We start from the raw sequence: 13,348 nt of genomic DNA, 5'->3' as shown, positions 1-13,348 counted from the left end.
GTAGACCGTCATGGCCACCATTCCCGCAGACCACGAAGGGTTCGATGCGCATCACCACCACGATGCGCACGATCACGATCACAAGCCGAGCTTCTTCGCTCGCTGGTTCATGTCCACCAACCACAAGGACATCGGCACGCTCTACCTGATCTTCGCGATCTTCGCGGGCATCGTAGGCGGCGCCGTGTCGGGCATCATGCGCGCCGAACTGGCCCAGCCGGGCATCCAGTATCTCGGCGCCGTCGCCAGCTTCCTGGGCGAAAAGAATCCAAGCTTCGACCAGCAGCTCCACCTGTGGAACGTGCTGATCACCGCGCACGGCCTGATCATGGTGTTCTTCATGGTCATGCCGGCGATCATCGGCGGCTTCGGCAACTGGTTCGTTCCGATCATGATCGGCGCGCCGGACATGGCCTTCCCGCGCATGAACAACATCTCGTTCTGGCTGACCTTCGTCGGTTTCTGCTCGCTGATGTTCTCGGCCTTCGTGCCGGGCGGCGTGGGTAACGGCGCGGGCACCGGATGGACGGTCTATGCCCCGCTCTCGACCTCGGGCTCTGTCGGGCCGGCCGTCGATTTCGCGATCTTCTCGCTGCACCTTGCGGGCGCGGGTTCGATTCTGGGCGCGATCAACTTCATCACCACCATCTTCAACATGCGCGCGCCGGGCATGACCCTGCACAAGATGCCGCTGTTCGTGTGGTCGGTGCTGGTCACCGCGTTCCTGCTGCTGCTGTCGCTGCCGGTTCTCGCCGCCGCGATCACCATGCTGCTGACGGACCGCAACTTCGGCACGACGTTCTTCGATCCCGCCGGCGGTGGTGATCCGATCCTGTACCAGCACCTGTTCTGGTTCTTCGGCCACCCCGAAGTGTACATCATGATCCTGCCGGGCTTCGGCATCATCAGCCAGATCATCTCGACCTTCTCGAAGAAGCCGGTGTTCGGCTATCTCGGCATGGCTTACGCCATGGTCGCGATCGGCGTTGTCGGCTTCATCGTGTGGGCGCACCACATGTACACCACCGGCCTCGACGTGAACACGAAGATGTACTTCACCGCGGCGACCATGGTCATCGCGGTGCCGACCGGCATCAAGATCTTCTCGTGGATCGCGACGATGTGGGGCGGCAGCCTCGAATTCAAGTCGCCGATGGTCTGGGCGATCGGCTTCATCTTCCTGTTCACCCTGGGCGGCGTGACCGGCGTGGTGCTGGCCAACGGCGGCATCGACGATAACCTCCAGGATACCTACTACGTGGTGGCGCACTTCCACTACGTGCTGTCGCTGGGCGCGGTCACGTCGCTCTTCGCCGGGTTCTATTACTGGTTCCCGAAGATGAGCGGCCGGATGCACTCCGAATTCCTGGCGCACCTGCAGTTCTGGGTGTTCTTCGTCGGCGTGAACCTGATCTTCTTCCCGATGCACTTCCTGGGCGCGAACGGCATGCCGCGTCGCTACCCCGACTATGCTCCGGCGTTCGAACACTGGAACAAGGTCGCCACCGACGGCTACATGATCATGTCGGTCAGCATCGTGATCTTCCTGATCAACATCGCCTACGCCTTCCTGGCCGGCAAGAAGGCCGAAGCCAACTACTGGGGCGAAGGCGCGACGACGCTGGAATGGACCCTGTCCAGCCCGCCGCCGTTCCACCAGTTCGAAACCCTGCCGGTGATCGACGCCAAGGCGGCGCACTGATCGGCGGTTTCGCCTGAACCATGACAAGAGGCTCCGGAGCGATCCGGGGCCTCTTTTCTTTTGCGCTGGCCTTTTTCACGCGGCGTGGGATTATAACTTTCGTTGCAGCAGTCGGGGGCAAGGCGATGCGGCGGATCGGGTATGCGGTGGCAAGCGTTCTCGCGATGGGGCTGGCCTTTTCCGCGCCCGCCCGCGCGGCGATGGCGCGGGCGGAAGCGATGCAGCTCTATGCCGCCGGCGGATTTCCGATCAGCGCGAACGGCGATCACCCGACCAACCGCTGCGGCGCGGCCGCCAGTCCGCGCATCACCTTTGTCGACATGAACGCCGACGGGCGCAAGGAAGCGCTCTTCATCGATGCCGGCCCTTGCTACAGGCCGGATGGCCGCTGGTACGCGATCGCCACGCAGGCGCCCGATGGCCAATGGCGGCGCATACTGGAGGGGCAGGGCACGGTGGCCACCACCGGCACCGCGTTCGGCGGCTGGTTCGTGCTGTCCACCACCAGTGGCGGGCGGACCGGGCAACTGCGCTTCGATGGCACGGTCTATCGTCCGGCCGAGACGGTCACCGCTGGAGCGCCGCCCCGGCCTCAGGCGGCACCGCGCGGTCCGGTGACCGGCGACGCCGCGATCTTCGCCGCCGCCGGCTTCCGGCAGGTGCACGGGCGCTGGGAAAGCGGTTGCAACGATGGCAACGACGATGGTGCGACCTACGAACCCGGCCGGATCGACCAGCGCCGCGATCTCAACGGCGATGGCCACCCCGATGCGGTGATCGTGGAAGGCGGGCTGTTCTGCTATGGCAATACCGGGGCCGCCTTCTGGATCGTGGCCGGGCAGGCGAACGGCGGCTGGAAGCTGATGGCGAACGAGGTCGGCATCCCCGATTTCAAGGCGGCCCGTGGGGTCGGTGGCTGGCCGGACATCGAGGTCGGCGGCCCCGGCTTCTGCTTTCCGGTGATCCGCTGGAATGGGACGGTCTATGCCCGCAACCGCCTGGAGTACGACGGCAAGCCCTGCAAGCCACCGCGCTGACGCGCGGGTGGCGCATTGTTCTCACCCGCTTTCCCTTCCGCGCGCGCGGGACTATAGCGCGCGCACGATGGATGCCGCCAAGACCCTGACGCTGCCTGCCGACTGGCGGGATTTCTTCGCGCTGACCAAGCCGCGCGTGATGACGCTGGTGATATTCACCGGCCTGTGCGGCCTGCTCGCCGCGCCGGGGGACATCCATCCCGTGCTGGGTTTCACCGCGATCCTGTGCATCGCCGTGGGCGCGGGCGGGGCCGCCGCGCTGAACCAGTGGTGGGAAGCGGATATCGACGCGGGGATGAAGCGCACGCGCGAACGGCCGCTGCCGGCCGGGCGCATGGATCGCGAATCCGCGCGCGATTTCGGCTTTGCGCTGGCCGGTGCCTCGGTCATGATCATGGGGCTGGCCAACGGCTGGCTTGCGGCGGCGATCCTGGCGGTCTCGATCTTCTATTATGCGTGGATCTACACCGTCTGGCTCAAGCCGCGCACGCCGCAGAACATCGTCATCGGCGGCGGGGCGGGGGCCTTTCCGCCGCTGATCGGCTGGGTGGCGGTCACGGGCCATGTCACGCTGATGCCGGTGCTGCTGTTCCTGATCATCTTCTTCTGGACGCCGCCGCATTTCTGGGCGCTCGCGCTGTTCGTGCAGACGGACTACGCCAAGGTCGGCATTCCGATGATGCCGGTGGTGGCGGGCGAAAAGGCCACGCGCCGCCAGATCCTGGCCTATGCCGTGTTCCTGCTGCCGCTGACGCTGGTGCCATGGTTCATCGGCGGCACGGGGCTGGTCTATGGTCTGTCGGCGCTGGTGCTGGGGCTGGTGTTCGTGGCGCTCTCGGTCCGCGTTGGCCTGCGCACCAGCGTGCCGGACGATGGCATGAAACCCGAAAAGCGCCTGTTCGGCTATTCAGTGCTCTATCTCTTCGTGCTTTTTGCGATGCTGGTTGCCGATCGCATCGCCACGGTGCAAGGCTGGCAAGCATGAACCCCAATGACGATCACCTGAGTCCCGCCGAAAGCGAAGCCTATCGCGCGCGGCAGCGTGCCCGCAGCAAGGTGCTGGGCCTGATCCTTGGCGCGCTGGCGGTGCTGTTCTTCGCGATCACGATCGCGAAGATGAGCGTCCACGCATCGGGGCAGATGTGAGCGTGGCCACCGCGACGCAAGGCCGCGGCAGCAACCGCAAGGTCGCGCTGATCGCGGCGGGCGGGGCGCTGGCGATGCTGGGGCTGGGCTATGCCTCGGTCCCGCTCTACCGCCTGTTCTGCCAGGCGACCGGTTTCAACGGCACCACGCAGCGCTCCACCGCCGCGCAGGCCGATTCGGTCAAGGTCACCGCGCGGCCCGTCCGTGTGCGCTTCGATGCCAACGTGGCCAGCGGCATGCCCTGGCAGTTCCGGCCGGAACAGGTGACGCAGGACGGGCGCATCGGCGAACGCAAGATGGCGTTCTTCATCGCGAAGAACACTTCCACCCACCCGATCATCGGGCGTGCCACGTTCAACGTCACGCCCGAACAGACCGGCGCCTATTTCCACAAGATCCAGTGCTTCTGCTTCAACGAACAGCGGCTGGAACCGGGTCAGGAAGTGCGGATGCCGGTGATCTACTATGTCGATCCGGCGATGCTGGACGATGCCAACGCCAAGGATATCGGCGAAATCACGCTGAGCTATACCTTCCACGAGGCGGCCGGGACCGCGCCCGTGCCGGCGGCGAAGTAGGGTGGTGGCGCTAAGTCGGGAAAGGGGCCGAAAGCCACTGGACCGCGCCGTTCGCTGGCGATAAAGGCCGAAATTGAGTTGCGTCTGGATCATGTCCGGATGCCATGAGAAATTTGGGGGAATCAGACCATCATGGCTGGCGCTAAGAACCACGATTACCACATTCTGCCGCCGGATATCTGGCCGCTCACCGGCGCGCTTTCGGCGCTGACCATGACCAGCGGCGGCGTGCTTTTCATGCACAGCCTGCCCGGTGGCAAGGCGGTGATGCTGCTGGGCCTGCTTGGCGTTCTCCTCACGATGTTCTCGTGGTGGGGCAAGGTCATCAAGGAAGCGCACGCGGGCGATCACACCCCGGTGGTGCAGCTGCACCAGCGCTACGGCATGATCCTGTTCATCGCTTCGGAAGTGATGTTCTTCGTCGGCTGGTTCTGGGCCTTCTTCGATTTCTCGCTGTTCCCGTCGACCATCAACGTGGACGTGATCGGTGGCCAGTGGCCGCCCAAGGCGATCGAGGCGGTAATGGACCCGTTCGATCTGCCGCTGCTGAACACGCTGATCCTGCTGTGCTCGGGCTGCACCCTCACCTGGGGCCACCACGCGCTGATCCACGGTGATCGCGATGGCCTGAAGAAGGGCCTGTGGGCCACGATCCTGCTGGGTCTGCTGTTCAGCTCGATCCAGGCTTACGAATACGCGCACGCGCCGTTCGCCTTCGGCAAGAACACTTATGGTTCGGCCTTCTACATGGCCACCGGGTTCCACGGCTTCCACGTGATTGTCGGCACGATCTTCCTGATCGTCTGCCAGGTGCGCGCCTACAAGGGCGATTTCACCCCGCGCCAGCACTTCGGCTTCGAAGCGGCCGCGTGGTACTGGCACTTCGTCGACGTGGTGTGGCTGTTCCTGTTCGTCGCGATCTACGTCTGGGGCGGCTGGGGTTACCCGACCCACTGATGCCGCATCCGGCCGATCAGGCGGAATCGAAAGGGCAGTCCGGAATTCTCCGGGCTGCCCTTTCCGCATCCTGCCCCCGCTGTGGCGCGCGCACGCTGTTTGCCGGCCCGGCGACGTTCGCCCCGCGCTGCCGCGCCTGCGGGCAGGATTTCGCCAGCCATGAATTGCAGGGGCGCCAGCTCTACCCGGTGCTGCTGCCGGTCACGGTGCTGCTGATCCTGGTGGCGCTGCGGCTGGACGATATGGTGCGCTTTCCGGTCTGGGTGCTGGCGCTGGTCTGGCCGCTGCTGGCGGCCGGCGTGGTCACGCTGGCGCTGCGCGTGGCCAAGGCGGCGCGGCTGGTGCGCCGCTTGCGCCGGGAGGGCGGCGCATGATCCGCCGCATCCCCATCGTGCCCACGCTGGTCGTGCTGGCGGCGGTCGCCACGATGATCGGGCTGGGCGTGTGGCAATTGCAGCGCCGGGCGTGGAAGGAAGCGCTGATCGCGCGCTACGCCGCGGTGCGCGTGGACAGCGCCGAGGTGCCATGGCCGCGCGATCCGCACGCGATCGAAGCCGCGCTCTATCGCCGCAGCACGGTTTGGTGTGACCAGGTGCTGGCTACCACCGCCATCGCCGGCCGCAGCGCGCGGGGGGAACAGGGCGTGGCGCAAGTCGCCACCTGCCGCATCGACGGCGGCGGGCAGGTCGATGTCGCGCTGGGTTGGGCGTTGCAACCAGCGCCGGTATCGTGGACGGGCGGCAAGGTCAGCGGCATCGTTGCCTCCGGCGCGGGGCACAGCGCGCGCCTGATCGCCGATCCGCCGCAGGCAGGGCTGGCGTCCTTGGCGCGTCCGGACCCGCGCGACATTCCCAACAATCACCTGGCCTATGCCGTGCAGTGGTTCCTTTTCGCCACGGTCGCGGCGGTAATCTATGCCCTTGCGCTTGCGAAGCGGCTTGCCGGGCCGGGCCGGCGCGGCTAACCGCGCCGCAAGCCGGGGCATGTAAGGATTCTGCCATGAAGTACATCAGCACGCGCGGCAACGCGCCCGCGCTCGACTTCCAGGGCGCCACCCTGGCGGGCCTCGCGTCCGATGGCGGGCTTTACGTGCCGGAAACCTGGCCGACCTTCACCGAGGCGGAAATCGCCGCCATGGCCGGGCTGCCCTATGCCGAACTGGCGGCGCGGGTGATGCAGCCCTTCGTCGGCGATTGCCTCACGCCGGAGCGGTTGCTGGAGCTGTGCCGGCAGGCCTATGGCCGTTTGCCCATGTCGCGGTCACGCCGCTCAAGCAACTTGATGAAAAGCAGTGGGTGCTGGAACTGTTCCATGGCCCCACGCTGGCGTTCAAGGACGTGGCGCTGCAACTGCTGGGGCTGCTGTTCGAGGAGTTCCTCAGCCGCCCGAAGGCCGATGGCGGCGATCAACATATCACCATCGTCGGCGCCACCTCGGGCGATACCGGTTCCGCCGCGATCGACGCGGTGGCGGGCCGCGCCGGGGTCGATATCTTCATGCTGCATCCGCACGGCCGGGTCAGCGACGTGCAGCGCCGGCAGATGACCACGGTGCTGGCGCCGAACGTCTACAACATCGCCATCGACGGCAGCTTCGACGATGCGCAGGCGATGGTGAAGCGCATGTTCAACGATGCCGCGATGACCGGCCGCTTCGCGATCAGCGCGGTCAACTCGATCAACTGGGCGCGCCTGATGGCGCAGGTGGTGTACTACTTTGCCGCCGCGCTCCAGCTTGGCGCGCCGCAGCGCAAGGTGGCCTTCAGCGTGCCGACCGGCAATTTCGGCGATGTCTTCGCCGGTTATGTCGCCGCGAAGATGGGCCTGCCGATCGAGCGGCTGATCGTCGCCACCAACGTCAACGACATCCTGCACCGCGCGCTTTCGAGCGGGGATTATTCGGCCAGCACCGTTAGGCCCACCGCCGCCCCTTCCATGGACATCCAGGTTTCGTCGAACTTCGAACGCCTGCTGTTCGATGCCGCCGGGCGCGATGGCGCTGCGCTGGCCGCGCAGATGAAGGGCTTTGAAGCGACGAAGGCGATGCAGCTGACCAACACCCAGCGCGAAAGCATCGCCGCGCTGTTCACCAGCGCCCGCGCCGACGCCAACGACATGGCCCACGCGATGCGCTGGGCGCACGAGGCGACGGGTGAAGTGCTCGATCCGCACACCGCGATCGGCCTGCACGGTGCGCGCACGGCGCAGGGCATCCCCGGCGGGGTTCCCGTGGTGACGCTGGCGACCGCGCATCCGGCCAAGTTCCGCGATGCGGTGGAACGCGCCACCGGCGTCCGCCCCGCGCTGCCGATGCGGATGGGCGACCTGTTCGAGCGCGAGGAATCCTGCGCGCACCTGCCGGGCGATTACGATGCCGTGGCCGCGTGGATCGCCGAACGCGCCACGCCGCGCCACGGCTGACGGGACGCGGGAAAGCGCATGGCCCGGCTCGATTCCGCGCCCCGCCTGATGATCGGGCAGGGCTGGCCCGATTTCGGGCTGGTTGACAGCGGACACCGGCGCAAGCTGGAACGCTATGGGCGTTACCGCTTCATCCGGCCCGAACCGCAGGCGCTGTGGACGCCGCGCCAGGCCGACTGGACGGCGGACGGGGAGTTCGTGCCTGGCTCCGACGAGGACGGCGGCGGGCGCTGGATGTTCGACCGGCCGGTGCCGCGCGAAGGCTGGGACCTGACGCGGGGCGAAGTGCGCTTCACCGCCTCCTGCACGCCGTTCCGCCATCTTGGCTTCTTCCCCGATATGGCCCCGGTGTGGGATTGGATGGGGGACCGGCTGGAAGGCAAGTCCGACGCCTCCACGCTCAACCTGTTCGGCTATACCGGCGTCGGCACGCTGTCCCTGTCGGCGTTCGGGCCGGTCACGCACGTCGATGCCTCGAAGAAGTCGGTTGCGCAGGCGCGGGCCAATGCCGCGCTTTCGGGCATGGCCGAACGGCCGGTGCGCTGGATCGTCGACGATGCCGCCAAGTTCGCCGCGCGCGAAGTGCGGCGCGGGCGGCGCTATGACGGGATCATCCTCGATCCGCCCAAGTTCGGCCGGGGGCCGGATGGCGAGGTCTGGCGGCTGGAAGAGAACCTGCCGGGCCTGATCGCCGATTGCCGGCACCTGCTCGATGCCGAAAGCCGCTTCCTGTTCCTGACGGTCTATGCGGTGCGGATGTCCTCGCTCGCCATCGCCGGCCTGCTGGCCGAAGCGCTGGCCGATCTGCCCGGCACGATCGAACACGGCGACCTCGCGATTCGCGAGGATGGCGACGACGGACGTCTGCTGCCGACCGCGATCTTCGCGCGGTGGAACCCGCAAGGCGTGTAACCGAGGCCGGCCTGATCTGGACGGCACCGCTCTCCATCGTCATTGCGAGGGGCAAAGCCCCGCAGCAATCCAGAGCGGCACGCGGGACTCTGGATTGCTTCGCTACGCTCGCAATGACGAAGCGGCGTAACAATGCCAGGGGCCGCCAGCGCGTAACGGTGGACTTTTCCCGCGCGCGCTGCCAAATGCCGCGCCGTGTCTGACAGCCTCATCCTCGAAGTCGCCAACATCGAAACCGACGTGCTCACCGGGATCTACTCGGAAGAGACCGGGCGACCCCAGCCGCTGCGCATCTCCATCCAGGCCTGGCTGACGCCGCGCGACGGCTATTCGCCCGATTGCCCGCTGTCGGCGAGCAAGAACTACATGGACCTGAAGTTCGCCGCCTCGGACGGGCTGCCCAAGGACGTCCATTTCAAGCTGATCGAGGCGGTGGCCGACCACATCTGCGAAACGCTGTTCCTGCAGGATACGCGGATCGAGCGGATCGCGGTGAAGATCGTCAAGCTGGCGATCAGCGAGAACGGCGAGGAAATCGGCATCACGCTCACGCGCGAGCGGCGCGGTTGAGCGAGGACGGACCAGCGCCAAGACCGCTTGCGCTGGTCACCGGCGGCTGGCGCAGGATCGGCGCCTCCATCGCGCGCAAGCTGGCCTCGGCGGGGTGGGACCTGGCGCTCCACGCGCACCACGCCGGCTCGTTCGACACGGAATTTGCCGCCCAGCTCGAATGGATCGGCGCCCGCGTGGTGCCGCTGGCGGGCGATCTCGACGATCCGGCCTGCGCGGAACGGCTGCTGGCGGACTTGCGCGAACAGGCCGGGCGCGCGCCGCGGCTGCTGGTCAATTCGGCCTCGGTGTTCCACGACGACACCATCGCGACGATGACGCCTTCCGCGCTGGAGCATCATTTCCGCGTCAACCTGTTCGCGCCGATGCTGCTGACCCGCGCCTTCGTCGAGGCGCTGGGGGAAGGCGATGGCTCGGTGGTCAACATCCTCGACCAGCGCGTGGTGAACCCCGTGCCCGATCAGCTCAGCTACACGCTGTCGAAGCAGGCGCTGCACGCCTCGGTGCGCACGCTGGCGCGTTCGCTGGCGCCGCGTGTGCGCGTGAACGGCGTGGCGCCGGGGCTGATCCTGCCCACGCAGGATTACGATGCCGAACAGTGGCGCCGGCTGGAGGAGATCATGCCGCTGCGCCGCCTGCCCGGCGCCGACGAGATCGCCGACGCGGTCCATTACCTGGCGTCGGCCTCCTCGGTCACCGGACAGACTATTTTCGTCGATGCCGGCGCGAACCTTGAATCTTATCCGCGTGATTTCGTATACTTGGAAAAGTGAGCACGTCCGCACCTCTCCCCGCACCCCTGGTTGACCGCTTCGCGCGGAGGATCACCTACCTCCGGCTGTCGGTTACCGACCGGTGCGATCTGCGCTGCGCCTATTGCATGCCGGAGCGGATGGAGTTCCTGCCCCGGGCCGAGGTGCTGACGCTGGAGGAACTCCACCGGCTGGCGCTGACCTTCATCGCGCGCGGCGTCACCAAGCTGCGGCTGACGGGTGGCGAACCGCTGGTGCGGCGCGACATGATCGAGCTGGTCCGCGCGCTGGGGCGCAAGCTGGGAGACGGGTTGGAGGAGTTGACACTCACCACCAACGGCACGCGGCTGGCGGAATTCGCCGAGGATCTGGCGGCGGCGGGGGTGCGGCGCATCAACGTCTCGCTCGATACCCGCGATCGCGCGCTGTTCGAGAAGCTCGCCCGGCGCGACAGCCTGCCCCAGGTGCTGGAAGGCATCGCGGCGGCGAAGGCGGCGGGCCTCCGGGTCAAGCTCAACACCGTTGCGCTCAAGGGGCTCAACGAGGCGGAAATCCTCGATCTCGTCGCCTGGGCGCACGGGCAGGGCCATGATCTCACGCTGATCGAGGTCATGCCGCTGGGCGAGGTCGAGGGAGACCGCTTCGATCACTACCTGCCGCTCGATTCGGTGCGCCGCGATCTGGCCGCGCGCTGGACCCTGACGGCGAGCGAGGCGCGCTCCGGCGGCCCGGCGCGCTATGTCGATATCGCCGAAACCGGCGGGCGGCTGGGCTTCATCACGCCGCTGACGGGCAATTTCTGCGATGGCTGTAACCGCGTGCGGGTGACGGCCACCGGGCAGCTGTTCATGTGCCTGGGCGGCGAGGGCAAGGTGGACCTGCGCGCCGCGCTCCGCTCCGACGATCCCGATGCCGCGCTCGCGGTCGCCATGGCGCGCGCGATGGGCGAAAAGCCCGAACGCCACGGCTTCGTGATCGACCGCCCCGGCGCGCCGCCCGCGCTCTCGCGCCACATGTCGATGACCGGCGGCTGACCATGGCGGCCCGGCTGGTGTTCCTCGGGCGTCTGGAAGACGTGGCCGGCGCGGCGGAGCGCGCGGTCGCGCCCGGCCCGCTTGAGGCCATCCTGGCCACGCTCGATAAGGCGCTCGCCGTGGAGCTGCTGGGTGATCGTGTGCGGATCGCGCTCAACGGCCGGCTGCTGACCGACCATGGCGGGATCACGCTGGCGGAGGGCGATGAACTGGCCTTCCTGCCACCGGTTTCGGGCGGCTGACGTGGCCGAGATCGTCTTGCGCGAATCGGCGTTCGATCCCGCGGCGGAAATGGACGCCTTCATCGGCCGTCACGCACAGGCCGGCGGCGTCGTCAGTTTTCTCGGGCAAGTGCGCGGGGACGGCGGCGTGGAAGCGCTCGAACTGAAGCACTATCCGCCGATGACGCAGCCGGGAATGGCCGATCTCGCTGTCACGATCGAACGGCGCTGGCCGCTGGAGGGGCTGCTGCTGCTGCACCGCGTGGGCCTGATGGTGCCGGGCGATCCGATCGTGCTGGTCGCCGCCGCCGCGCGCCACCGGCGCGATGCCTTCGCCGCCGCCGATTTCGCGATGGACCACCTGAAAGGCGAAAGCTGGTTCTGGAAGCGCGAGAAGACCGCCGCCGGCTGGCGCTGGATCGAACCGCGCGCGCAGGACCACGCCGACCTGGCGCGCTGGTAGCTATCCGCGCACGCGGCCGCGCAGCGAATCGAGCGAGCGGTTCTCGGCCGCCAGCCAGCCATCCACTTCGTCGCGCACCTTGCGCACGGCCTTGAGGTCGGCATCGGGGCCGTCGACGGCGGCTTTGGTGGCTTCCACCAGCAGGGTGTCGAGATCGGCCAGCGGCAGCAGCAGGCTGGACCGCGCCGAATCGAGCGCTGCCAGCGCGCCCTGTGCTACCGACCAGTTCTCCGCGCCGGGCGCCGCGCCCGCCGCTTGCGCCGCCGCGCGTTCTCCGGCGGGGCGCAGGACCTCGAAATCGCGGTGCGCCTTGGCGGCGGAATCGCGCAGCGTGGCCAGGCGGGCGAGCAGCGCGGGGCTGGCGGCCGATGGCGCGGGGGCAGGGGAGGGCTGTGGAGCGGTGGCTCCGGAGCCATAGGCGCTTTCGGCGGGCCGGCGGGCCAGCGAGGGATAGTGCCCGCGCGCGGCGCATCCCTGAACGGCCAGTGCGGCGATGGCGAGGATGCCGATGCGGAGGGCGGCGGGCGAGAGCGGGGGCTTGCGGAATGGATCGGGGCGAAGCATGGCGCCGCCATAGCACGGGCGCGGCCGCTGGCCAGCATGTGCCGCTGCCTTGGGCGGGCCTTCGCGGTGTCTCCGCGCCCGCGCATGCAATTTCCGCCCGCCGCATTGGCCTTTCGCGTTGACAGGCGGGCGACCTTGGACTATCCGCGCCTCTCTTTCCGGGACCCTGCCCACGGTGGGGTGCCGGTGTGTTGCCCGCTATCCGCCGATTCGTGCGGGGTCTGGCGAGCAGACGTGAAGACGGGCAGACTTGAAAGACGGATAGTAGAACCATGTTCGCAATAGTGCGCACGGGCGGCAAGCAGTATCGGGTGGCCGCCGGAGACAAGATCGCGGTCGAGAAGCTGGCGGGTGAAGCCGGCGAAACGATCACCCTCGGTGACGTCCTCCTTGCGGGCAAGGACGGCGAACTGGCTGACGCGGCCAAGATCACGGTTTCGGCCGAGATCATCGCGCAGGCCAAGTCGGAAAAGGTCGTGGTGTTCAAGAAGCGCCGCCGCCACAACTATCGCCGCAAGAACGGTCACCGCCAGCAGCTTACCCTGCTGCGCATCGTGTCCGTGGCCTGATTCGAGATCCGGAGTAAGACGAGATGGCACACAAGAAAGCAGGCGGCTCTTCGCGTAACGGTCGCGATTCGGCTGGTCGCCGCCTTGGCGTGAAGAAGTTCGGCGGTCAGGAAGTGATCGGCGGCAACATTATCATCCGCCAGCGCGGTACCAAGGTGTACCCGGGCGCCAACGTCGGCATCGGCAAGGATCACACCCTGTTCGCGCTGACCGAGGGCCGCGTACGCTTCCACGCCGGCAAACTCGGCCGCAAGTACGTGTCGGTCGATGCCATGGCGGAAGCCGCCGAGTAATCGGATGGTCGATAAAGGGCCATCCTGACGGGATGGCCCCGCCGGTCTTCGCAGAAAGACCGGCCGAACGAGGGAGAGGGGCCGACCCGTCTCCCTTTTTTTGTTTCTCCCTCATCCCGCCGCATCGGAA

General features: G+C 67.4%; 17 protein-coding genes and 1 pseudogene. 17 read left to right on the top strand and 1 reads right to left on the bottom strand.

Annotated features, from left to right (window positions below):
* Nucleotides 1-10 precede the first annotated feature (10 nt).
* The 15 genes and pseudogenes from ctaD to F1640_RS06705 all read left to right on the top strand — a co-directional run bounded on the left by ctaD (nucleotide 11) and on the right by F1640_RS06705 (nucleotide 11,792).
* Complete coding sequence (gene ctaD, locus F1640_RS06775; RefSeq protein WP_125953843.1) at nucleotides 11-1,702, top strand: cytochrome c oxidase subunit I; 1,692 nt, start codon at nucleotides 11-13, stop codon at nucleotides 1,700-1,702.
* A gap of 146 nt (nucleotides 1,703-1,848) precedes the next feature.
* On the top strand, nucleotides 1,849-2,739 hold the full coding sequence (locus F1640_RS06770; protein WP_309229212.1) for a hypothetical protein: 891 nt from the start codon (nucleotides 1,849-1,851) through the stop codon (nucleotides 2,737-2,739).
* Nucleotides 2,740-2,806: 67 nt separating this feature from the next.
* The gene (locus F1640_RS06765) at nucleotides 2,807-3,724 is read left to right on the top strand and encodes a heme o synthase (RefSeq protein ID WP_194918390.1); all 918 of its coding nucleotides are present in this window, start codon (nucleotides 2,807-2,809) and stop codon (nucleotides 3,722-3,724) included.
* Complete coding sequence (locus F1640_RS06760; protein WP_158453908.1) at nucleotides 3,721-3,885, top strand: hypothetical protein; 165 nt, start codon at nucleotides 3,721-3,723, stop codon at nucleotides 3,883-3,885. The genes F1640_RS06765 and F1640_RS06760 overlap by 4 nt, the downstream gene beginning before the upstream one ends.
* A gap of 2 nt (nucleotides 3,886-3,887) precedes the next feature.
* Entirely contained in the window at nucleotides 3,888-4,463 is a 576-nt protein-coding gene (locus F1640_RS06755; protein ID WP_194921229.1) for a cytochrome c oxidase assembly protein, read from the top strand.
* 132 nt (nucleotides 4,464-4,595) lie between these two features.
* Nucleotides 4,596-5,420: a cytochrome c oxidase subunit 3 gene (locus F1640_RS06750; protein ID WP_124810916.1), complete on the top strand. Its 825-nt coding sequence runs from the start codon at nucleotides 4,596-4,598 to the stop codon at nucleotides 5,418-5,420.
* Nucleotides 5,420-5,794, top strand: a complete 375-nt coding sequence (locus tag F1640_RS06745; protein ID WP_194918388.1) for a DUF983 domain-containing protein — start codon at nucleotides 5,420-5,422, stop codon at nucleotides 5,792-5,794. The genes F1640_RS06750 and F1640_RS06745 overlap by 1 nt, the downstream gene beginning before the upstream one ends.
* Nucleotides 5,791-6,384 carry an SURF1 family protein gene (locus tag F1640_RS06740; RefSeq protein WP_194918386.1) on the top strand — a complete coding sequence of 198 codons (594 nt, stop codon included), beginning with the start codon at nucleotides 5,791-5,793 and terminating at the stop codon, nucleotides 6,382-6,384. Before F1640_RS06745 ends, F1640_RS06740 begins: the two co-directional genes overlap by 4 nt.
* A gap of 35 nt (nucleotides 6,385-6,419) precedes the next feature.
* Nucleotides 6,420-7,840: pseudogene (thrC, locus tag F1640_RS06735) on the top strand (threonine synthase).
* An 18-nt stretch (nucleotides 7,841-7,858) separates the two neighbouring features.
* Nucleotides 7,859-8,752, top strand: coding sequence for a class I SAM-dependent methyltransferase (locus F1640_RS06730; protein WP_194918384.1), 894 nt, complete (start codon nucleotides 7,859-7,861; stop codon nucleotides 8,750-8,752).
* 195 nt (nucleotides 8,753-8,947) lie between these two features.
* Complete coding sequence (locus F1640_RS06725; protein WP_124810912.1) at nucleotides 8,948-9,322, top strand: dihydroneopterin aldolase; 375 nt, start codon at nucleotides 8,948-8,950, stop codon at nucleotides 9,320-9,322.
* A complete protein-coding gene (locus F1640_RS06720) occupies nucleotides 9,319-10,095 on the top strand; it encodes an SDR family oxidoreductase (protein ID WP_194918382.1) in 777 nt (258 codons plus the stop codon). Before F1640_RS06725 ends, F1640_RS06720 begins: the two co-directional genes overlap by 4 nt.
* The gene (moaA, locus tag F1640_RS06715) at nucleotides 10,092-11,108 is read left to right on the top strand and encodes a GTP 3',8-cyclase MoaA (protein ID WP_194918380.1); all 1,017 of its coding nucleotides are present in this window, start codon (nucleotides 10,092-10,094) and stop codon (nucleotides 11,106-11,108) included. The genes F1640_RS06720 and moaA overlap by 4 nt, the downstream gene beginning before the upstream one ends.
* 2 nt (nucleotides 11,109-11,110) lie before the next feature.
* Nucleotides 11,111-11,350 carry a MoaD/ThiS family protein gene (locus tag F1640_RS06710; RefSeq protein WP_124810909.1) on the top strand — a complete coding sequence of 80 codons (240 nt, stop codon included), beginning with the start codon at nucleotides 11,111-11,113 and terminating at the stop codon, nucleotides 11,348-11,350.
* 1 nt (nucleotide 11,351) lies between these two features.
* On the top strand, nucleotides 11,352-11,792 hold the full coding sequence (locus F1640_RS06705) for a molybdenum cofactor biosynthesis protein MoaE (protein WP_125953836.1): 441 nt from the start codon (nucleotides 11,352-11,354) through the stop codon (nucleotides 11,790-11,792).
* On the opposite strand, the gene F1640_RS06700 is transcribed toward F1640_RS06705, so the two are convergent.
* Nucleotides 11,793-12,356: a hypothetical protein gene (locus tag F1640_RS06700; protein WP_194918378.1), complete on the bottom strand. Its 564-nt coding sequence runs from the start codon at nucleotides 12,354-12,356 to the stop codon at nucleotides 11,793-11,795.
* Between the two features lie 272 nt (nucleotides 12,357-12,628).
* Here F1640_RS06700 and rplU point away from each other — a divergent pair, with 272 nt between their 5' ends.
* Entirely contained in the window at nucleotides 12,629-12,925 is a 297-nt protein-coding gene (gene rplU, locus F1640_RS06695; protein WP_124810906.1) for a 50S ribosomal protein L21, read from the top strand.
* A gap of 23 nt (nucleotides 12,926-12,948) precedes the next feature.
* Nucleotides 12,949-13,218, top strand: a complete 270-nt coding sequence (rpmA, locus tag F1640_RS06690) for a 50S ribosomal protein L27 (RefSeq protein WP_124810905.1) — start codon at nucleotides 12,949-12,951, stop codon at nucleotides 13,216-13,218.
* Nucleotides 13,219-13,348: the final 130 nt, after the last annotated feature.

The organism is Novosphingobium sp. NBM11, from assembly GCF_015390225.1.
Taxonomy (GTDB): Bacteria; Pseudomonadota; Alphaproteobacteria; order Sphingomonadales; family Sphingomonadaceae; genus Novosphingobium.
The sequence above is the reverse complement of the archived record's forward strand: the minus strand, read 5'-3'. Positions and strand labels throughout refer to the sequence as shown.

Coding starts and splice junctions, on each gene's coding strand:
- F1640_RS06765 (WP_194918390.1), top strand. CDS start 2,807: ATGGATGCCGCCAAGACCCTGACGCTGCCTGCCGACTGGCGGGATTTC.
- F1640_RS06710 (WP_124810909.1), top strand. CDS start 11,111: ATGGCGGCCCGGCTGGTGTTCCTCGGGCGTCTGGAAGACGTGGCCGGC.
- F1640_RS06760 (WP_158453908.1), top strand. CDS start 3,721: ATGAACCCCAATGACGATCACCTGAGTCCCGCCGAAAGCGAAGCCTAT.
- rplU (WP_124810906.1), top strand. CDS start 12,629: ATGTTCGCAATAGTGCGCACGGGCGGCAAGCAGTATCGGGTGGCCGCC.
- F1640_RS06745 (WP_194918388.1), top strand. CDS start 5,420: ATGCCGCATCCGGCCGATCAGGCGGAATCGAAAGGGCAGTCCGGAATT.
- F1640_RS06740 (WP_194918386.1), top strand. CDS start 5,791: ATGATCCGCCGCATCCCCATCGTGCCCACGCTGGTCGTGCTGGCGGCG.
- F1640_RS06730 (WP_194918384.1), top strand. CDS start 7,859: ATGGCCCGGCTCGATTCCGCGCCCCGCCTGATGATCGGGCAGGGCTGG.
- ctaD (WP_125953843.1), top strand. CDS start 11: ATGGCCACCATTCCCGCAGACCACGAAGGGTTCGATGCGCATCACCAC.
- F1640_RS06750 (WP_124810916.1), top strand. CDS start 4,596: ATGGCTGGCGCTAAGAACCACGATTACCACATTCTGCCGCCGGATATC.
- F1640_RS06700 (WP_194918378.1), bottom strand. CDS start 12,356: ATGCTTCGCCCCGATCCATTCCGCAAGCCCCCGCTCTCGCCCGCCGCC.
- rpmA (WP_124810905.1), top strand. CDS start 12,949: ATGGCACACAAGAAAGCAGGCGGCTCTTCGCGTAACGGTCGCGATTCG.